The following is a 20718-nucleotide window of genomic DNA, read 5'->3' on the forward strand; positions in this document are numbered from 1 at the left end:
GCTGTAGTTGTATATATCGTGAGCATATAGCCTTAGCTAGTATTATCACGATCATTGCAATCTACAGAGATTAAAGCAAAGAAGTTATTAGAACCCATTGTTATTTGGTTTAATATGGCATAGCCATATTTTTAGGCCAATACCGACCAATCCAAGTAGAAACAGAACATAAGTCAACGATAAGTATAGTTTAATGTTGTCTCCGGTATCGGCGAGTTGGCCATGAGTGGTGTTTGACACTGGAGGGTCTATAGGGTCTGGGATTGGAGGTATATACTCATAAGCGCCAGAATCATAACCTGAGCCTTGTGGCCTGGCTATACCCCGCTGGTCAGTAGTGAGACTATTAGTCACGCCGGCATCAATAGCTGCAGAGTTTTCTAATAATGCGATCGTTTGGATAGTGCCACCATTGTCTTGTAGTGGACCCAAGCTAGATGATAATCCAACAATCTCAGCCTGATCGGTTGGGTGATTAAGCTCTGATGTAGCTGTTGCGTCAGTTATATTCCCACCCAAAGAGGCTGAGGTGGCTGATTCAGTGCCTCCAGCGTTAGGCTCAAACTCCGCATTAAAAACATCAAGGTTTACACCTAAAATATTTTGGAAATCAATTGATGATGCTGCCGAAGCACCAGGGGTTGCTAAGCTTGCCGACAAGATACCGCTCCCGGTTACGCCGACTTGAGGGTTGCCAATTATAGTTATATTGCGAGCTGTGACATTTACTTCTCCATCACCACCAGACAAAGAATCGGCAATTGCAGAAATATAGCTAATACTATATCCATTTGTAGCTGTCACGTCAGTTATAGTTATATTTTCGGCTAGACCACTAGTATGACCCCCTGCTCGAGAATAGAAGCAAACAAGTAAAACGGAGTCATTTTTTGTCCCTTCTACATTAGTGATAGTTGTACGCCTAACTATATTGCCAGATGTAGTTGCCCCATTGCTAGTTATAAAAATTGCACTACTCTCAAAGATAATATCATGGATATAGATATCTTCTATAGTACTCGAAATACCATTCATCCACGCAGAGACTTCAATCATGGAGCTATCTACAGATTGGGCTACATCAGCATAAACCTCGACGCGCCTAATTGTCATGGAGTAATTAAAGGTATTTATTGCGCCGTAGTCATTAATTAATATACTATTCGGATTTTTAATTGTGACGTCTTGTACGGTAGCTTGTTGAGGGGTAATATTTGGGTTATTGAAACTTAAGCCACCGTTATTACCTTGGGCATCGATGATAGTTTGTCCCATACCGGCACCCTGTACGGTTAGAGGTACGGTAATTACGTTTGTATTTGCATAGTTGAAAGTACCAGCCGATAAGCTGATAGTATCGTTACTTCCGTAAGTGCCAGAAGCTGTACACCCACCTTGATTGCTAGCCGAGTTCATGGATAAAATTGCATTATCTAGAGTGCATCCTGGACTCACGTTAATTGTCGCAGCCGAAGCTTTATTTGGCGCAAAAATAAATGTTATTGATAAGGCTACAATCAATAACAACAAATACTTCATTCTAGGTCGTATTAGAAGAATATGGATTGACATCAATATCTTGTTTTCGGCTTTTCTCACGTTATTTATTTTAACATAAGCAAGTTATTTAGATGAAAGAAGCGTGATATATTTATGCAGCATTCTTGTTTAGCCAAGAATGCTCAAATTAGATTATTGTCGACCCTTTCGGCACTTCTTGGTCGAAAATTTAAGCGGGTTTGATGAGGCGGGGTGGTTTTATCTTTTAAGGTGAATTACAGAATAGTATATTTTATTATTTACTAATTGTGTATCTATACTCTAGTTGGAGCTTATTTTATATATAATCTTGAAATTTTTCATGGTTAGTTTTGCCGAGCTATGTACGGCATGAACAATAAAATAAGCTTCCATCATTTGGTGGAGGTTGATAGTCCAATTTAGGGTTAAAAAGTTTTTCTCTCCTTGCCAAGCTCGCCATTTCAGTGTAAAAATCCAAATCATCGCCCTTCTGGGTGATTTTTTTGTTAAAAATCTCAATCTTGGTGGGCTTGGCAGGACTCAGAGCCGGACCTCGTCATTATTTGGCTGAGGCCAAGTACAGTAATGTTTTTTCTCTCAGCTGGTGGGCTTGGCAGGACTCGAACCTGCGACCTCGTCATTATCAGTGACGCGCTCTAACCAGCTGAGCTACAAGCCCACAGCTGAGAGAAAAAGTTGTATAGATGCCGTGAACAGTGACGCGCTCTAACTAACTTAGGCTACAATTCCGGGATATAATTGTGGTGGAACATATACCTTGTAAAATTTCGACTTATGCTCGGAACGAGTCCCTGCGCGCAAGTCATGTTAGCAGATCCGAACCGAAAGGTTTAAGCCTTCATCGGTTCTGTCTGGCGGAGCATGTACTTCGTGAAACTTCGGTCTATGCTCGAAGCAAGCTTCTGCGCGTAGACCTTGTTTGCGGATAGCGGCTTACGCCTTCTCCTTGTGGTGCTCGACAAGATATACAGTAAGCTGATATCTTGGTCTGCGCTCCTCATGCGCCGAACCTTCGGCTCAATGCAGATTTTAGTCCACCACTCTGTAAGTATATATTGCATATACCCACAGAGTGGTGGAGCATATCGGATTCGAACCGATGACCCCCTGCTTGCAAAGCAGGTGCTCTAGCCAGCTGAGCTAATGCCCCATATTGGGTGTTTTTTATTGATTGTCAATTATCAAAGTACGGAGACTTAATCTACGGGGCTAGAGCACATTCTGTAAGTGCGATTTACGCCACTGATAGCCAGCTTTAGCTAATGCCCTATAAGTATCAATATATTTTACTGTTAATATGTTTTAAATAACTACTATTAGTTGATATTTTCATAAAACATAATAACTGGCCTATTGTACACTTTTACTCAAGAAAAGACAACAGGAGAGGGCGGTCATTTGCGATGGACAAGCACAACTATTTTAGGCACAATAAGATAGTACAAGCATATGCATAATAATCAGCCAATACAGCCTGGATCTTTGGTGCTGCCAAAGTCTGCTTCGAACACAAACGAAGGCGGACAAGGTGGTGCTTTGCCTGTAATTACGCCGACACCTCAACTAGCAGTTATTGCATCTAATACGCCAACTGTGGATGGTCAGTCGATGGTTAAATTGAGGGGGCAAGCTGGTTTGAGTATGGATAGCACAAGTGCAGAGACTGGTGGCTTAGATTTTAGTGACACAAAGGTAGTAGATCCAGCTATACTGGCTCAGCCAGCACCAGCACCAGCACCAGCACCAGCACCAGCACCAGCACCAGCACCAGCACCAGCACCAGCACCAGCACCAGCACCAGCACCAGCACCAGCACCAGCACCAGCACCAGCACCAGCACCAGCACCAGCACCAGCACCAGCACCAGCACCAGCACCAGCACCAGCACCAGCACCAGCACCAGCACCAGCATATAGTTAATCAGCCCAACTTACAACCTACTCAAGCTGAATATCAGTATTACCAAGCACCACCAATGGCTCCGTCGTCTACACCTATTTCACAGTCTCAAGTTAGTGTCGCATCACCACTCTTAGTAGCTTCAGCACCTCCGTTACCGCTCGCACCGGTCCCACAGCCAGCTTTGCAGGTGGTACCACCATCGCCAATCAATTCACCACCAATGGCCATACCACCTACTTCACCGGTAGCCCCATCAGTACCGATACCTCAACCAAATGCTCCTGCTCCAACGACAGCTCCAAACCCTCAGCCAACCCAACCAGTCTCATCGGCGCCGACTAGCCCAGCCCAGCCCAATTCACAAAAAGATTGGCTAGTATATGCAGCTCTCGCAATAGGTATTATCTCGATTTTGGCACAAGTTTTTGTTTCGGGTACTCCAGGATTTGCCATAATTTTGGTCGGCATTTCGTTGGTCGGTATTTTCTTGGGCTTTAAATCACTGAAGGGTGGCAAGAGGAGTATTGCAGTTGCGGTTGTGATAATTAGTGCGCTTGCTCTGGTGTCGGCGGTGGTGCAAGCTGGGATTGCTATAAATATTGCCCGAAAGTGTCAAACCGATCCAAGTTATGCCGCGCAAAGCGCACAGTGTCAGCGCTAAGGCGTGAGAAAATGCTTGTGGTTTGATACAATACTAAATAATGACTAAACAGATAGCTCAAGACTCAATAATGGATGAAAAAACAACTCAGGCACCTCCAGCGATTGGGCCAGCTCTGGTTTATGCCAGCGTGGGGTTTGTTTTATTGCTTTGGGCCTTAGCTTATCCTTTAGATAGTCGCGTGCAAAATGCGGCAGCTACTTTTAAGAGTTTGGCAAATATTGCTGCTTTTTCTGGCACCGTATTATATGCTTGGTCGATATTTTTATCATCACGGTTATTAATTTTTGATGCATGGTTTGGTGGGTTGGATAAGGCTTATAAATGGCATCATTACACTGGTGGAGTAGGGTTTTTCTTACTGACGCTACACCCGTTATTCTTAACTATGCGAGCTCTAACAACTGGCTGGCCAGTTTCTACGTTGTGGGTTTTAGGTAGTAATTGGCAGATAAATTTTGGACTTCTGCCACTGTATGCGTTAGCAATTTTTCTACCCATTAGTATATTTTTCCGGATTAAGTATGGCCTATTTATCTGGCTACACAGAATTCTGGGGGCAGTTTTCTTGCTGGGCTTTTTACATGCCTTTATGGCTAAGGGCAATATGGTGCATTTTATGCCACTCTGGATTTACATGTTTGTGGTTTCGGCTATTGCCATTGGTGCTTTTATTTACCACTCAGTATTGGGGGCAATATTGCCAATTCGCTATCGCTACAGAGTTGGTAGCGTAAAAGATATGGGTGGTGGTGTGACAGACATTGTGCTAGAGCCAGCTAGTCAGCGACTTTTACCGTTTGTGGCGGGTCAATTCGCCTACGTCAGTTTTATGTCGCATCCAGATGGTACGGAGGATCATCCGTTTTCGATGGCACGCCAGCCGAGAGCAAAAGATCTCCGGTTTGTAGTGAAAAATCTTGGTGACTACACCGCATCGATGGGGCAAATTAAGCAAGGTACTACCGCTTGGGTCGAAGGGCCACATGGAGCTTTTAACTTCCGTACAGCACGCAAATATCGTCAGGTGTGGGTGGCTGGAGGCATTGGGGTTACACCTTTTCTAGCAATGGCTGAAGCGTTGCCAAAGCGTAAATATAATGTGGATTTTTATTATTGCGTGGTAACCGCCAAGGAAGCTGCGTTTGAGTCTGAATTTAATGCTATTGCTAGGCGTAACCCAGCTTTTAAGCCGGTGACTTTCTGCCAGGATAAGCAGGGTTTTATCGATGCCGATAAGCTAACTCGAGGAGTTGATGTGCGAGCTACCGAGTTTTATATTTGTGGCCCACCACCAATGATGCATGCTCTGCATAAGGGGCTTTTGGCTAAGGGAGTGCCAAATCGACGCATTCACTTTGAAGATTTCTCGATGCGCTAGTTGCGCGCTATAATATAAACATGGCGCAACTCCAGCCTTATTTATATACTACTGATGGCGAAGTGGTATCTGAAAAAGCATTAATTATTTTGCCAGAAATATATGGTGTGCAAGATTTTACTCGAGAGCTTGCACAAAAAGTCCAATCTGAGCTTAATTGGACAGGCTATGTATTAGATCATTTTTATGCTGTAACAGGTAAAGTACAGACATTTGATTATTCTGATGCATCGGCTGGTATGGCAGTTATGCAACAAATGACTGGAGAGGCTTACTTGAGCCTACTAGACAAGGCGATAGGTGAAGTGATGGCGCGCCAGCCAGATCTGGTACGACTGGCAATCTGGGGCTTTTGCTTTGGTGGTAAACTGGCTTATCTTTCGGGAGTAAATACCAGGGTGACAGATATTATATCTTTTTATGGTGGGGCTAGTTTGGCGCCAGGCTTCTATGAAGGCCAGTCGGCAGTTGAGGCGCTTACACAAAGGCGGATGGGAGATAAGAACCTACGTATCTTAGCGGCTTTTGGTAAAAATGATGAAATGATACCGGCATCGGACGTAGAAAGTATTCGCAGTCAATTAGAGCGAGCCAAGATAACTCGCGAGGTGAATACTTATCCGGCTGGCCATGCCTTTTTTAATGAAGACCGCAAGGATCGCTATGTACAGGCAGCATCAGATCAAGCTTGGCAGGATGTTTGTAGCTTTTTGATATGAAAGTCTATTTGCCAAAACGGCGTTGGCGATGAGAGTATTCAGTTAAGGCAGAGTCTAGATCAGCTTCGGTAAAATCTGGCCATTTTTTATCGATAAACATAAGTTCGGCATAGGCGGATCGCCAAAGCATAAAGCCAGATATGCGTTGCTCACCAGAGCTACGAATGAGTAAATCTAGCTCGGGTACATCGGGTGCATAGAGGTATTGAGCAAAAGCTTCTGGTGTAATCGTATTAGCCGCAATGCCAGACGAGATAAGTTTTTTTGTGGCATCAACTATCTCTTGCTGACCACTATAATTTAAACACAGGGCTAATGTGCCATTGGTATTGTTAGCCGTTTTTTCTTCTGCGTTACGCATAGCGGTGATGATTTTCGGATCAAGCCCTTCATCATTACCCAGAAAAACTACCCGAACACCTTCACTGTGAATATCTTCAAGCTCATGGTCGGCCACCCATAGCAGAAGCTTCATAATATAGCTAACTTCTTCGGCTGATCGTTGCCAATTCTCTTTACTCCACACGTAGGCTGAGACATATTTAACGCCACGATCTAGCGCCGCTAGTCCAATTTTTTTAAAATTCTTATAGCCTTGACGGTGGCCTTCTAGTAGTGGAATACCTTGTTCTTTGGCCCAGCGCCGATGACCATCGAGAATAAAGCCGACGTGTTGCGGGATTTGATTTTGTGAGATATTTGTCATAATTTAAGTATCCATTATAGCTTATTTCAGGTAAGAATAAAGCTAAAGAAAAGATATGGACAAATATATGCAAGGGAGTCTATTATTAAGCATAAGTATTAATTGAGATAATATAGTAATTATGCCAACTAAAAAAAAGAGCACAAAAATGAAAGTAAAACCTAAGTCTACATCTAAAGTAGCCAAAAGTAGAAGCGCCCAAGGTGTTTTGTCGTCTAATAAGTTTAATGTTGTAATCGCCGGTATTGCCCTATTGCTAATTGCTGTGGTGGGTATTTTTGTTTATTTTGCATCGAGGGCCGGGACCTCAACTTATCAATATAATGCAACTACTGGAGTACATACTGGGCGCTTATTTTCTGACGATAGTCCTCTTAACCAGACTATTCCTGGTGATGTTCGCTATGCGGCTGATGGCCAGACTCGTATTCAAACTGCAGGAGTTCCCGCAGCATTCTCCTTGCTGACTTGGTCGATACCGATTTTTCAAGCCGATGCCACTACGCCTAAGGCTAATATTTGGTGTTATCAGACGGATATTCAAGCTCCATGGGATACTTGTCATGGGATAAATACTAGTCCTCAGCCAGTGCCACAGGGTATGTTTGCTCAGAAGGGTGGCGATGGGCATGTGACAGTTATTGATACTTCGACTAGAAAAATATACAGCTACTGGATATGGAAGGATTGCACTCTGCAGTTTAGTCTCAATAATGCTAAATGGTGCCCAGCTACTGGCAATATGGCGTCAATTGACGGTAATGGCGTAGGAGGTGGTACAAATGTAGCTGGGTTAGCTGGCGGAATAATCCGAACACACGAGATTGAACGAGGGAATATTGACCACGCACTGACTTTCTCTACTAGTACGACTTGTAAGCGAGACCCTATCTATCCAGCCCTCTATAGTGATGGCACAAACGCCAATCAGGCAACATGTATGCCGATTGGCGCTCGGTTTCAGCTTGATCCCAGTATTAATGTAGATACTCTGCCAAATATTACCCCAATGGAAAAAACTATTGCTAAAGCACTGCAAAAATATGGAGCCTATGTAGACGATACCGGTGGAATATTTGGCTTTGTCATTGAGCTTGATCGAACAGGTAGGAAAGTTTATCAGAAAGCTGGTGCTCCAGACCATGATTATTTCCCTATGAAAGCCATACCTTGGGATAAGTTTAAGATGCTTGAACCACAGTGGAATAAAGATGGCTCCAAAGCTTATGCCTGGACAGGGCCACAAATTACCACCCCCTCCCCAACTCCACCCACCACCACCGTTACCCCTAGCCCCACACCAACTCCTGGTAATAAAGCACCAGTAGGTCCAGCTAGTCTCTCTGCTTCAGTCATCTCTAGCACACAAATCAATCTGACTTGGCCAGTAGCCACCGACGATAGTACAGGGACCCTCAACTACACCGTGACTCGTAATGACAAACAAATCTACTCTGGCCCTAAGCTATCCTTCTCCGACACCGGCCTAACTCCAGCTACTAAATATAACTATAAAGTTACAGCTAAGGATGTAGGTGGTCTTGTATCCACTGGTGCAACTACCTCTGCTACCACCCAAGCATCCCCCACCACTCCACCCCCGCCAACCACCGACACCACCAAACCTTCAGTACCCGGTAATGTTAAAAGTAAGATAGAGTTCGATGGTCTAAAGTTTGCTTATTACACTAATCTAACTTGGACTGCATCTTACGATAACGTAGGTGTAACAAGCTATGAAGTAAGACGTAATAACACAAGTCTTGGCACTACTACCACTACTAACTTCAAAGACTACAATCTCCAACCCAATATCCTCTACAGCTACGACATCTATGCTAAAGATGCAGCTACTAACTCATCTCTACCAGCTAACACCAAGCTCACTGGTCGTTGCTTCATCATCTGGTGTTGGGGGGAGTAGTAACCGCTAGGTTTACCTTTAACACCCTAAATTCTCGATAGTAAAAGGTATTGACCCATAACGCATGGGCATGATACGCTATTGAGGCACTAAAGCGAGGACAGCCACACGTGAGTAGACAACAAAACCTAGGAGAAACCACCGGTTAATCAGAGTTTGTTGGAATTTCACGCGTGGTTGTCTCCGGTAGATACCACGCTTTTTTGTATCGAACGTTCACAACTTCATACTTACGAGAAAAAAGGGTAACAAATATTGCTTTCTTTCTTAGGGATGATTAGACAAAGCTTGTAAGAGGTGTGTCAATCACTCTCTTATAAAAAAGAGAAGAAAAAGGTTACGAAGAGCACATGAGGAATGCCTTGACGAATTGTGCCGATGAAGGACGTAGGAGGCTGCGATAAGCGCCGGGTAGCTGTCAACCAAGCTATGATCCGGCGATTTCCGAATGGGGAAACCCGACGTGGGTCATGCCACGTCACCCATATCTGAATACATAGGATATGAGGAGGGCACCTGGGGAACTGAAACATCTAAGTACCCAGAGGAAGAGACATCAACCGAGAGTCCCTTAGTAGCGGCGAGCGAAACGGGATGAGCCTAAACTTAGTTTTTTCCTACCTTCGGGTAGGTTTGTACAAGTAATTAAAACAAGGGTTGTAAGCTGGCGGCTCAAACAGACTCGTACTGCACATTTGACTATCAGTACGCATCCATTTCATGGAAGCAACTTGCTGATACTTAAGAGCGCAATGCGAGAAATTGTTTGTTCAGATTTGTACTGCTGAAATAAAGTTACAAAACTATAGATTAGAAGAAGGCGCCTGGAAAGGACCACCAAAGAGCGTGAAAGTCGCGTATTCAAAAATCTTATAGTCTTTATTGCTGCTTGACTTGAGTAGGGCGGGGCACGGGAAACCCTGTCTGAAGCTGGGAGGACCACCTTCCAAGGCTAACTACACAATTCGATCGATAGTGAACAAGTACCGTGAGGGAAAGGTGAAAAGAACCCCGCAAGGGGAGTGAAATAGAATCCTGAAATCATGTGCTTACAATGAGTCGGAGCCGGCTTGTCCGGTGACGGCGTGCTTTTTGTAGAACGATCCAGCGAGTTACTCGTACAGTGCAGGTTAAGTGTCATCGACACGGAGCCATAGTGAAAGCGAGGGTTAACTGCCCGACTTTTTATGTACTGTGCGGTAGACCCGAAACCGGGTGACCTAACCATGGCCAGGCTGAAGCATAGGTAAAACTATGTGGAGGGCCGCACCACCGTCCGTTGCAAAGGGCTTGGATGAGCTGTGGTTAGCGGAGAAATTCCAATCGAACCCGGAGATAGCTGGTTCTCCTCGAAATAGCTTTAGGGCTAGCGTCATAAACTACCTTACGGAGGTAGAGCACTGAATGGGTTGGGGGCCTTTAGGGGTACCCCGCTCAATCAAACTCCGAATGCCGTAAGAGACTATTATGGCAGTTAGAACACGGGAGCTAAGTTCCGTGCTCAAAAGGGAAACAGCCCAGATCGCCAATTAAGGTCCCCAAGTCATAGCTCAGTGGGAAACGAGGTGAGATTGCATAGACAACCAGGATGTTGGCTTAGAAGCAGCCATTCATTTAAAGAGTGCGTAACAGCTCACTGGTCAATTGTGATCTTGCGCGGAAAATATAACGGGGCTCAAGCTATGCACCGAAATTGCGAATCGCGTATTTATACGTGGTGGTAGAGGAGCGTTCCATGGGCGCTGAAGTCAGATCGTGAGGTCTGGTGGAGCGCATGGAAGTGAGAATGCTGGAATAAGTAACCATAAGGCAGGTGAGAATCCTGCCCACCGAAAGAGCAAGGTTTCCTGGGCAACGGTTATCGTCCCAGGGTTAGTCGGGCCTAAGCCGAGGCGAGTAGCGTAGGCGATGGACAACAGGTTGATATTCCTGTACCGGTGTACATGTTCCCTATGTTGACGCAGGATGGAAACGCGAGCGGATTGCTGGCCATATCCGTCTAAGTAGGTAGTCGAGAGTTTACTCTCGGTGAGACACGAGTGAAACTGGTCGTAAGACCGGAATTCGCGCGGGCCAAACTGACAAGAAAAGACATAGGTTAATAGTGTGCGCCGCCCGTACCGCAAACCAACACAGGTGCTCAGGTCGAGTAGACCAAGGTGCTCGGGAGAACCCTCGTTAAGGAACTCGGCAATACAGCGACCGTAACTTCGGGATAAGGTCTGCCCCGCCACAGTGCGCATGCATTGAGGTTGGAGCCTGTAGAAGCGAGCGAATCAACGATAAAGAAAGAAGATATTTCACTTTTAACTCGATTGAAGACAAATGCTCGAGCTAACAGCTCTCGCAAACATATTCACTTTTGCCGATTGGCAAGCGTGCGTAATGTGGCGGGGCCGCAGCGAAAGAGCCCATGCGACTGTTTATCAAAAACACAGGTCCGTGCTAACTCGAAAGAGGATGTATACGGGCTGACTCCTGCCCGGTGCCGGAAGGTTAAAGAGCGGTGTTCACGCACCAAACTGAAGCCCCGGTGAACGGCGGCCCTAACTATAAGGGTCCTAAGGTAGCGAAATTCCTTGTCAGGTAAGTTCTGACCCGCACGAATGGAGTAACGATATGGGCACTGTCTCAACGAGGGACCCGGTGAAATTGCAATAGCGGTAAAGATGCCGTTTACCCGCACCAAGACGGAGAGACCCCGTGCAGCTTTACTACAGCTTGACATTGTGTCTGAGCACGTCATGTGTAGCATAGGTGGGAGACTTTGAAGCGTTGACGCTAGTCAATGTGGAGTCGCAATGTGAAATACCACCCTTGTCGTGTTTTGGCACTCACCTGATCCGTTATCCGGTTCAGGGACCGTGTCTGGTGGGTAGTTTAACTGGGGCGGTTGCCTCCTAAAGAGTAACGGAGGCGTTCAAAGGTTAGCTAACTTCGGATGGAAATCGAAGTGATAGTGTAAGCGCACAAGCTAGCTTGACTGCGAGGCCTACAAGCCAAGCAGGTACGAAAGTAGGAGCTAGTGACCCACTATTTGAAAGTGGAATCGGTAGTGCTCAACGGATAAAAGCTACGCCGGGGATAACAGGCTTATAGCGCCCAATAGTCCACATAGACGGCGCTGTTTGGCACCTCGATGTCGGCTCGTCCTATCCTGGGGCTGAAGCAGGTCCCAAGGGTTTGGCTGTTCGCCAATTAAAAGGGTACGCGAGCTGGGTTCAGAACGTCGTGAGACAGTTCGGTCCCTATCTGGTGTGGGCGTAAGGAAATTTGAGGAGAGTTGCTCCTAGTACGAGAGGACCGGAGTGAACGAACCTCTGGTGTACCGGTTGTCGCGCCAGCGGCATGGCCGGGTAGCTATGTTCGGACGGGATAAGCGCTGAAAGCATCTAAGCGCGAAGCCTCCTCCAAGATTAGATTTCCCTATAGACTCCATGAAGACTACGTGGTTGATAGGCACTAGGTGTACGCACAGTAATGTGTTTAGCCGAGGTGTACTAATAGTCGATTGACTTTTTCTTCGTGGTTTACTTGATCATTTTTTGTGATTAGGTAAACCGATTTTTGACAAGATGAGTGCTTGGCACGCTTTTTACAAGCTAAAAATCTCTAAGAAATCTTTAAAGAAAGCAAAGTGCCTTTAATCGTAAGTATGAATGACTTCCATTGTGAGCGTCGGTCTTTCGGGCTTTAGAGCTTGAGAGACCGGTGCTTATGGCGGAGGGGCCACACCTGTTCCCATACCGAACACAGCAGTTAAGCCCTCCTGCGGCGATGATACTGGTAACCCCGGGAAAGTAGCGCAGTGCCGGATTGGAATTATTAAAAGCCGCCTATTTTTATAAATGGGTGGCTTTTGTTGACACATACAATCATTAGGGTTTATGCTTAATATATACTTAATAAAGAGATGTTCTCATGTCTGTTCAAAAAAAGAAAATAACACCAAAAAATAAACCTAAAACCAGAGTCAAGAAAACCGCTTCCAGCAATTCAATAAAGTATACTTATAAATTTAGCAATCCCATAGTCCTTGGAGTAGTTGCGATATTGATTGTTGTGTCGGCAGTATATCTGTATATTACCTATGCTGGATCGGCACGTTATGAGGCTTTGCAGCCGATTAAGAAAAGTACAACAGCTGGTGCAGTCTTGCCGATTATCTACAATGCAACATCCCTAACTGGTACGGTGCGTTATGCTTCTCCATCCGGTTCTAATACTTCAGCCTGCATAGCTAGTGACCCATGCACGTTGGCACGTGCGGTGAGCCAGGTAAGTACTGCTAATAGTACGATTATCCTAGCTGGCGGTACGTATCGCAATCAAGCCAATATTACTATTAGTGGTAGTGGGCGCAATGGTTTGAAACTTATAGCTGCATCCGGCCAAATACCAGAAATTCGTGGCTCAGTGGAGGTGAATGGTGGCTGGAATACAGAGGCTGGCTACAAATATATTTCATATACCCCTCGAGCGATTGAGGAAGGTATGGGGGTAGCATTTGATGATGAGAAAAATATGATGAACCTCAATAGTAGTGAAGGTCGATATGCCGACCAGGTTTGGATAGGCAATAAGGCACTTAAGCAGATTCTAGATAAGTCGGCTTTGAAGGATGGTCAATTCTATGTTGATAGGGCTAATCGTCGACTCTACCTTACTGCTAATGATGCATCAAAATCATCAATTGAAACCTCACGACCCGGTGATGGAACGACTAATCCACGTGATCGTTTATTCTCAATTTCTTCCACAGGCGTCACCCTAGAAGGGATTCGTATGAATCGCTATTCTGCCAATGGCGATGATTATGGTGTAGTTTTAGTTAATGATGGTGCGCATAATTTTACTATGAAGAACTCAGAACTATCCGACGCACCGTATGAAGGTGTGCATGTTGGTCAGGTGGATAATCCAACTTTTAAGAATGTTACTATACACGATGTAGCTTGGACATCAATAGGGGTTAATCAATCGGATAAGTTGCTATTAGATCAAGTTAAAATAACCAATACAGATCCATTTGATGAGTTTTCTAGCTCACCGGTTAGTGGTGCATTGAAAACGAGTCGAACACGTGATTCTAAAGTTATTCAGAGTTATATTGGTGGCAATAAGTCGCATGGCTTATGGTTTGATCAAAGCAATATTAATGTGGTAGTTGATAAGAACTTTATGAAGGATAATACTGGCGCAAGTGTTTTCTTTGAGATTTCAGATGGACTTACAATGACAAATAATTTTGTAGCCACCACAAATGGTCAGCCCATCAAGATGGCTGGGTCATCTGGTTTGCGTTTGGTTAATAATACATTGGTTGGAGGTCATGACCCAGTTGGAGTATATATGGATAACCGTTCGACACCGGGTTGTGCATCTAATATTAACTTATGTAAATCATCTTCCTACGCCAGCGATCGTCAAGGTCGGTTTGCACCATATATTGGCTCTACGATGGACTGGATGCCTAGAATTGATGTGATGGTGAATAATATTATTGCGTATCCAAGTAGTCTGTCTAGCATGTGCGGCAAAACAGCCACGGTTGGAGTTTGTATTACTACTAGCTGGGGGTCCGGTGCCCAACTTGCTACTACAACGCTTGATGCTATTATTCATAAAGCGGATACCACACGTAATATTCCTCAGACTATCATTAGCGGTAATGTGTATGCTAATGGTACTTCTCGAATTATTCGAGCTGGTTCGCAGGATTATACGAGTGCGTCTACATGGAGCTCAGCACTTGCTGGTCCTCCGGTTAATATTACTGGATTAGATGCAAATGCTAAGGTGGGCAATAGCTGGGTAAATACCGATGGTACGGGAACCGATAGCTTGATCAATGCTAGCGCTCAGGCCTATAAGATACCAGTATTTACTGGCTCAAATGCTATTATTAACACCTACATACCAGCCGGTACGCAGCAGTATGGAGTACTGAGTAGTGCGGTGAATCCATCTACAACTGTATCGCCTACAACTACTCCTCCATCATCTACTCCAACACCGACAACCACTACTACGGTGAAGCCATCACCTACCACGCCGGTAACTCCACCCCCGCCAACCACCGACACCACCAAACCTTCAGTACCCGGTAATGTTAAAAGTAAGATAGAGTTCGATGGTCTAAAGTTTGCTTATTACACTAATCTAACTTGGACTGCATCTTACGATAACGTAGGTGTAACAAGCTATGAAGTAAGACGCAATAACACAAGTATTGGTACTTCTACTACCACTAACTTCAAAGACTACAATCTCCAACCCAATATTCTCTATAGCTATGACATCTACGCTAAAGATGCAGCTACCAACTCATCTCTACCAGCTAACACCAAGCTCACTGGTCGTTGCTTCATCATCTGGTGTTGGGGGGAGTAGAGGATTTGACGAATCTTAATAAAACCCTTAAGCTTAAACTAACTCACAAGTATTAATACAAAAAGGATCATTAAATACCATGTCGGCTACTAAGAAACGAAATCAATCTAAGTCTAGAGGATCTAGCGCTAAGACCGCTAAGACTTCGAGTAGAGTATCTACAGTAAAGAATATTAATCTAGGTATTTTGGCAATTGTGGCGGGTGCGGTAATTTTAATTGGTGGCCTTTATGCACTGCTGGCTTGGGCGGCAACACCTGGTGTTGGTAGTTATCCGGCAATTGCTACTATTCCGCGTCTTGCCCCTTACACTAGTTTTTGGTGGCAGTTGGAAAACGCTCCAAAAGTTGATGCACTAGTTACCGAAGCTAACCCTAAAAAACATTATGATTTTGACTACGAAGATGTAACTAGCGCACAAATCGCAACCATGAAGTCTCAGAATGCATTGGTAACTTGCTACTTTGAAGTTGGGACAGCGGCTCAGTGGCGCCCAGATTATAATAAATTTCCAGCCTCAGCAGTTTCAGCAACTGACCCACAGAACTGGGGTGATGAGCGCTGGATAGATATTATGAATCCAACAGTACGAAGTATTATGGCGGGGCGGATGGATGTTTCAAAAGAGAAAGGCTGTCAAGGGATAGAGCCAGATTGGCTAGACAACTATACCTACAGCCAAGCTGAGTATGATGCTTCTGGAAAAGTGAAAGTACCGACTAAAGCACAACAATTAGATTATATGAAGTTTTTGGCTGATGAAGCTCATAAGCGAGGCATGATGATTGCCTTAAAGAATGTACCGGAGCTAGCTCGTGAGAAATTTGCTGACGGACGAGTGGTAGCGGACGTGTATGACTGGGCATTAATTGAAGAGTGTCTCGTTTCTTATAAGGATACTTGCCCAAACCTGAAGGCCTTTATTGAGCGTGGTAAGAATGTGGCGGTTGCAGAATACAATGATCAGGTAGCACAGGCTAAATTTACTGATACTTTCTGCCCTCAGTTCAATACCTGGAATTTTGATGGATATCTGTTTGATCGCAAGAATGGTGGTAGTCCAACCTTGACCGGAAAATTTCGTGTACCATGTCGTACTGGAGAGGGGCAGCCCATAGGACCCACCCCAACGGTAACTGTATTCCCGGGCACCTCCACCCCCTCCCCAACTCCACCCACCACCACCGTTACCCCTAGCCCCACACCAACTCCTGGTAATAAAGCACCAGTAGGTCCAGCTAGTCTCTCTGCTTCAGTCATCTCTAGCACACAAATCAATCTGACTTGGCCAGTAGCCACCGACGATAGTACAGGGACCCTCAACTACACCGTGACTCGTAATGACAAACAAATCTACTCTGGCCCTAAGCTATCCTTCTCCGACACCGGCCTAACTCCAGCTACTAAATATAACTATAAAGTTACAGCTAAGGATGTAGGTGGTCTTGTATCCACTGGTGCAACTACCTCTGCTACCACCCAAGCATCCCCCACCACTCCACCCCCGCCAACCACCGACACCACCAAACCTTCAGTACCCGGTAATGTTAAAAAGTAAGATAGAGTTCGATGGTCTAAAGTTTGCTTATTACACTAATCTAACTTGGACTGCATCTTACGATAACGTAGGTGTAACAAGCTATGAAGTAAGACGTAATAACACAAGTCTTGGCACTACTACCACTACTAACTTCAAAGACTACAATCTCCAACCCAATATCCTCTACAGCTACGACATCTATGCTAAAGATGCAGCTACTAACTCATCTCTACCAGCTAACACCAAGCTCACTGGTCGTTGCTTCATCATCTGGTGTTGGGGGGAGTAGAGCAGTACTTAGACTTATCTTGATACTCTGAACTCTTGATAGGAAAAAGTATTGACCTATAGTGGTTTATTGTACTTAAAATATTTGAGCATTTTACCCGAGGCACGGTTAAGGGTTACTGGCCGGCTTCAGTTTTGTGGATAAAATTGATTTTTTTTTTGCACCATGAGAAGATAAACACAAGGGTAATTAAAAGGAATACTAAAAATGTCAGAGGTAGGTCGATGGACACCGGAGGATAGTCAGGCACTAAATAGTGAAAGCTACGCCGCAAGAAAACCGGCTCAGGATAAATGGGATGAGTTGAATAAGTCAGCTGTGAGTGAGGGGGTGGCTACTGAGCTGCCATATGTTGTAGATGGAGGTAGGGAAATATCTTATACGGAAGCCTTAAATGAAATTCAACGTCGACAGGACACTGTAAATGAATACACCGAACTAGAACAGGCTAGCTTAGCTCGTGGTGAAGGGGAGTCATCCATATTGCCACACCTAAAATACAAGCTTAAAGCCATTCAAGAGCCTCTGGAGCGAGCACGCAGTTGGGCGTCACGTCTTCAGGAGGCGCGAGCTCGTGGAGTGGAAATTCCGGAAAAATTTTCTACCGCCGAGCAGATTATGTATCATGAATCTAAATTGGAAGAGTATAAGAAGCAGAGAGACAATGTTGCGCTTTGTATACTGGAATTTCGTGGAGCCGACGAAAATCAAGACGCGAGAGCCGTACATAGCGCCCTCGCGCATTTGCCGGAAGTGAATGAGATGGGTGGCATTGACTGGGAAGGACTGAAGCACTGGGTAACCCATCTTCAGAGGCATGGTAGGCCGGAAGGAGATCAAGCACAAGCAGTACTTGATAAGGCTTATCCAGGTGGTGAGCTCTACAATGCCCGCATTGAGTACTATCGTGATTTGGTAGAAATTAATGAGATTTTGCAGCCGGTGCGTGAGAGGATAATCGCACGCTATGAAGAGGAACTACGTGACTTTATTGAAAAAACTAGTGATCTGCCAGATGGAGCTCAGGAAATTACTACATAGGTTGCGTATTGGCACTGAGGTATGTATTGGTCGTCAAAAAGCATTGAGGCCTAGTAATATTAGTCGAGCTATAGTCAGTGTGCCAGCATCTTTTTAAGAATGCGCTTAGATCAGCTTGACTGACCTGCTATTGTTCTACTGTCTGGCGCTATAGAAAGCAAGGGATTTGACGAAAAACTTTGAGTCAAAGCATTGACAGAATAAGCATAAGCTGATAGAATACAGAGCATTACCACTTCGGTAGTCACTTCAAAGTGTTTGAGGGTCTACCGGAGTGGTTTTAGAAAAAGAGTATTAGTGCTGACTGTGGAGGGTCAGCTCGAGCGCTAGCTACTCACTTGAAAGTAATTATCAAGGAGAACGCTATGCCAGGAACAGTTGCTGGTGGCCGTAAGGCTGCTGATACTAACCGCAAGCGCTACGGTAAGACGTTTTACGTCCGTATCGGTGCACTCGGTGGTAAGAAAAGCACAGGTGGTGGTTTTGCCGCTAACCCAGAACTTGCTCGTGAAGCAGGTCGTAAGGGTGGGCAGGCTCGTAAGAAAAAGCAGGCTTAGAGCTTACTAACTTAGGAGTATAACCTCACAACACAATAGTCCCCGTATTTTTTACGGGGACTATTGTGTTAATCGGTGAGTTTTATGTGGCGAATGCGTGGCTCAGTACCTTCTGCGATGTGCCAGCGAGTTTGGCAGACAAAACAGCGATAAGTAGATTTATCTTCTTGGAGAGAAAAATTTGTACAGGCAGGGCAAGTACTGCGCTCTTCCACCCAGTGTCCGTAGCTGGCCAGACAACTCTGAATAAAATGATCAGAACAAGCAATATTATAGTGATGAGCTAAGTTGCGGGTTTTCATCCAAGCCTGAGATTCCATAGCGAATAGTTCAAAGTCGGTACGAAAATCAAAGTGGGCTAGTTCAGCATGAGAAATTTCATGTAATAGGCTGATGATACCTCGATTGGTATCCAGGCAAGTTGAGTCAAAATATATACATTCACTAGCAGAATCAAAATAGAAGTCACTATCTTCTATAAAATGATACGATGAGAAATCCTGCATAATTTGCTGGCTGACCGTATGTAGCTTCACCCCCATAGGCATATCATAGCATTTTTTAGTGTTGGTGGATGGCGTGAGCTAGTAGACCAGCTCCGATGAGGGGAGCGGTTTCAATATGTTTGGCGGGCTTAATTGGTGGAAGTGGGAATTTTGGAGAATAGGCTAATTCTGCGAGATGTTTAGTGAGTGGGGGTAAAAACTTTTTATGATGTTTAGAAACTCCACCACCCAATACGACAATTTCAGGATTTGTGGCAACAATAAGGTTATGTAGGCCTTGGGCTAGTGGTCGGGTGATTTCATGCCAGGCTTTCTTAGATCTAATATCGGCTGCAATTTTGCCATATTCTCGCACAATAGCCTTGCCACTAGCTAGGTACTCAAAACTACCGTAGAGAGGGTTGCGAACGTGATCAACGAGGATCATTTGGCCACCTTGAGGGTTATATGGTCCGGGGAGTGGCTTACCATCTAGGATGAGCGCTGAGCCGATGCCAGTAGAAATGGTCACGTAGAGAATATAGCGATATTTCTGTCCGCTACCTATCATGGCTTCGCAAACACCTCCCAATGTAGCATCATTTTCAAGTATGATTGGGGTATTAAATTCTTGGTGTAATTTGGCTACAATGGGGAGTTTTTTCCAGGTTGGGATGTGGGTACAGGGTCCGATAGTGCCGTGTTTGCGATCAACTTTTGCCGGGGCGGCAATACCAATTGCTAGTGGTTCAGCCGGGCCAGTAAGAGTCTGGATGGTAGAAATTGTCTGTTTTATCATAGCGGTTTCACTGGCAGGAGTAGGAAAATCTATAAACTGAGAAATTTTTCCATAGCCATTAATGCAACCGATGCGTACTTTTGTACCACCAATATCGATTGCGATAACTTCTTTTTTCATGCGTTCCATAACTCCATCATACCGAGTGTAGTTAGTTTGAGCAAAACTGCTTAAGCTTGCACTTCTCAGTTATCAGTTTTAAAATCTATCTTTATAGAAGTATATAAGGGCTTATTGCTCGATGAGGTTATTAAAGGCGTGTTACTCAAAAACTCAGTCGTAAAAATTATTTTAGCTGTAGCGGTGATTATTTTAATTGTCGCGGCTACTTTTGCTTATGGTAATTCACAGAGGCAAGCGCAGGAGCGGGGCAAGACAGAGCAGGAACAGCAGGCCGCCAGCTCCGAATCAACTAGCCCCACCCCTTCAGCTAGCTCGACAACCCCAACTCCTAGCACTACTCCTGCTAGCCCAGCTCCATCGGCTTCAACTAAGCCTGGCAGTCCAGCTCCATCCACAACTGCTCAGGTTGCCCCACCAAACGGCAAAACTCCTGCTACTGGGCCAGGTTATTTACTGGTCTTACCTGCAATAGTCTTAGGAATTCTAGTATACGCTCATCGCCTGAGCTTGCGTAAGCTTACCGATACACTAAAATTTTAGTTAGACTTTACTTTTATCAGGTATAGCGGTATAATCTAACCTGATTTGCGATTGACTTCGTACTTGTTTAGTTGCAGATTTTTAACCCAAATCTAGATGTGGTGTTAAAAAATCTG

At 44.9% G+C, this 20718-nt stretch carries 15 protein-coding genes, 2 tRNA genes and 2 rRNA genes; 12 read left to right on the forward strand and 7 right to left on the reverse strand.

All coding sequences use genetic code 11. The features are described from left to right. Positions 1–87 precede the first annotated feature (87 nt). From IPM44_01040 to IPM44_01055, 4 genes are all read right to left on the reverse strand, one after another. The gene (locus IPM44_01040) at positions 88–1539 is read right to left on the reverse strand and encodes a hypothetical protein (GenBank protein QQS27145.1); all 1452 of its coding nucleotides are present in this window, start codon (positions 1537–1539) and stop codon (positions 88–90) included. A 584-nt stretch (positions 1540–2123) separates the two neighbouring features. Continuing rightward, positions 2124–2200: transfer RNA gene (locus IPM44_01045), tRNA-Ile, on the reverse strand. 415 nt (positions 2201–2615) lie between these two features. Further along, positions 2616–2692, reverse strand: a tRNA-Ala gene (locus IPM44_01050). Between the two features lie 555 nt (positions 2693–3247). Then, a complete protein-coding gene (locus tag IPM44_01055; protein ID QQS27146.1) occupies positions 3248–3454 on the reverse strand; it encodes a hypothetical protein in 207 nt (68 codons plus the stop codon). 210 nt (positions 3455–3664) lie between these two features. Here IPM44_01055 and IPM44_01060 point away from each other — a divergent pair, with 210 nt between their 5' ends. From IPM44_01060 to IPM44_01070, 3 genes are read left to right on the forward strand one after another with little or no spacing between them, the layout of a single operon-like run. Beyond that, entirely contained in the window at positions 3665–4105 is a 441-nt protein-coding gene (locus IPM44_01060) for a hypothetical protein (protein ID QQS27147.1), read from the forward strand. A 40-nt stretch (positions 4106–4145) separates the two neighbouring features. After that, positions 4146–5486, forward strand: a complete 1341-nt coding sequence (locus tag IPM44_01065) for a hypothetical protein (protein ID QQS27148.1) — start codon at positions 4146–4148, stop codon at positions 5484–5486. A gap of 20 nt (positions 5487–5506) precedes the next feature. Further along, entirely contained in the window at positions 5507–6205 is a 699-nt protein-coding gene (locus IPM44_01070; protein QQS27149.1) for a dienelactone hydrolase family protein, read from the forward strand. Positions 6206–6209: 4 nt separating this feature from the next. Here IPM44_01070 and uppS read toward each other — a convergent pair whose 3' ends face one another. Beyond that, positions 6210–6911: a di-trans,poly-cis-decaprenylcistransferase gene (gene uppS / locus IPM44_01075; protein ID QQS27150.1), complete on the reverse strand. Its 702-nt coding sequence runs from the start codon at positions 6909–6911 to the stop codon at positions 6210–6212. A 121-nt stretch (positions 6912–7032) separates the two neighbouring features. On the opposite strand from uppS, the gene IPM44_01080 reads away from it, so the two are divergent. The 8 genes from IPM44_01080 to IPM44_01115 all read left to right on the forward strand — a co-directional run bounded on the left by IPM44_01080 (position 7033) and on the right by IPM44_01115 (position 18655). Then, positions 7033–8835, forward strand: coding sequence for a fibronectin type III domain-containing protein (locus IPM44_01080; protein QQS27151.1), 1803 nt, complete (start codon positions 7033–7035; stop codon positions 8833–8835). A 329-nt stretch (positions 8836–9164) separates the two neighbouring features. Then, positions 9165–12359, forward strand: a 23S ribosomal RNA gene (locus tag IPM44_01085). Positions 12360–12542: 183 nt separating this feature from the next. Further along, positions 12543–12652: ribosomal RNA gene (rrf, locus tag IPM44_01090) — 5S ribosomal RNA — on the forward strand. A 104-nt stretch (positions 12653–12756) separates the two neighbouring features. After that, entirely contained in the window at positions 12757–15228 is a 2472-nt protein-coding gene (locus IPM44_01095) for a right-handed parallel beta-helix repeat-containing protein (protein ID QQS27152.1), read from the forward strand. 79 nt (positions 15229–15307) lie between these two features. Further along, the gene (locus tag IPM44_01100) at positions 15308–16786 is read left to right on the forward strand and encodes an endo alpha-1,4 polygalactosaminidase (protein ID QQS27153.1); all 1479 of its coding nucleotides are present in this window, start codon (positions 15308–15310) and stop codon (positions 16784–16786) included. Beyond that, complete coding sequence (locus tag IPM44_01105; protein QQS27154.1) at positions 16773–17057, forward strand: hypothetical protein; 285 nt, start codon at positions 16773–16775, stop codon at positions 17055–17057. The genes IPM44_01100 and IPM44_01105 overlap by 14 nt, the downstream gene beginning before the upstream one ends. A 207-nt stretch (positions 17058–17264) precedes the next feature. Continuing rightward, positions 17265–18098, forward strand: coding sequence for a hypothetical protein (locus IPM44_01110; GenBank protein ID QQS27155.1), 834 nt, complete (start codon positions 17265–17267; stop codon positions 18096–18098). A 365-nt stretch (positions 18099–18463) separates the two neighbouring features. Then, positions 18464–18655 carry a hypothetical protein gene (locus tag IPM44_01115; GenBank protein QQS27156.1) on the forward strand — a complete coding sequence of 64 codons (192 nt, stop codon included), beginning with the start codon at positions 18464–18466 and terminating at the stop codon, positions 18653–18655. Positions 18656–18723: 68 nt separating this feature from the next. On the opposite strand, the gene IPM44_01120 is transcribed toward IPM44_01115, so the two are convergent. Next, positions 18724–19197: a hypothetical protein gene (locus tag IPM44_01120; protein ID QQS27157.1), complete on the reverse strand. Its 474-nt coding sequence runs from the start codon at positions 19195–19197 to the stop codon at positions 18724–18726. Positions 19198–19216: 19 nt separating this feature from the next. Beyond that, a complete protein-coding gene (locus IPM44_01125; protein ID QQS27158.1) occupies positions 19217–20059 on the reverse strand; it encodes an ROK family protein in 843 nt (280 codons plus the stop codon). 114 nt (positions 20060–20173) lie between these two features. Between IPM44_01125 and IPM44_01130 the strand changes: the two genes are divergently transcribed. Next, positions 20174–20602, forward strand: a complete 429-nt coding sequence (locus tag IPM44_01130) for a hypothetical protein (GenBank protein ID QQS27159.1) — start codon at positions 20174–20176, stop codon at positions 20600–20602. Positions 20603–20718: the final 116 nt, after the last annotated feature.

This window comes from bacterium (assembly GCA_016700035.1).
Lineage (GTDB): Bacteria > Patescibacteriota > Saccharimonadia > CAILAD01.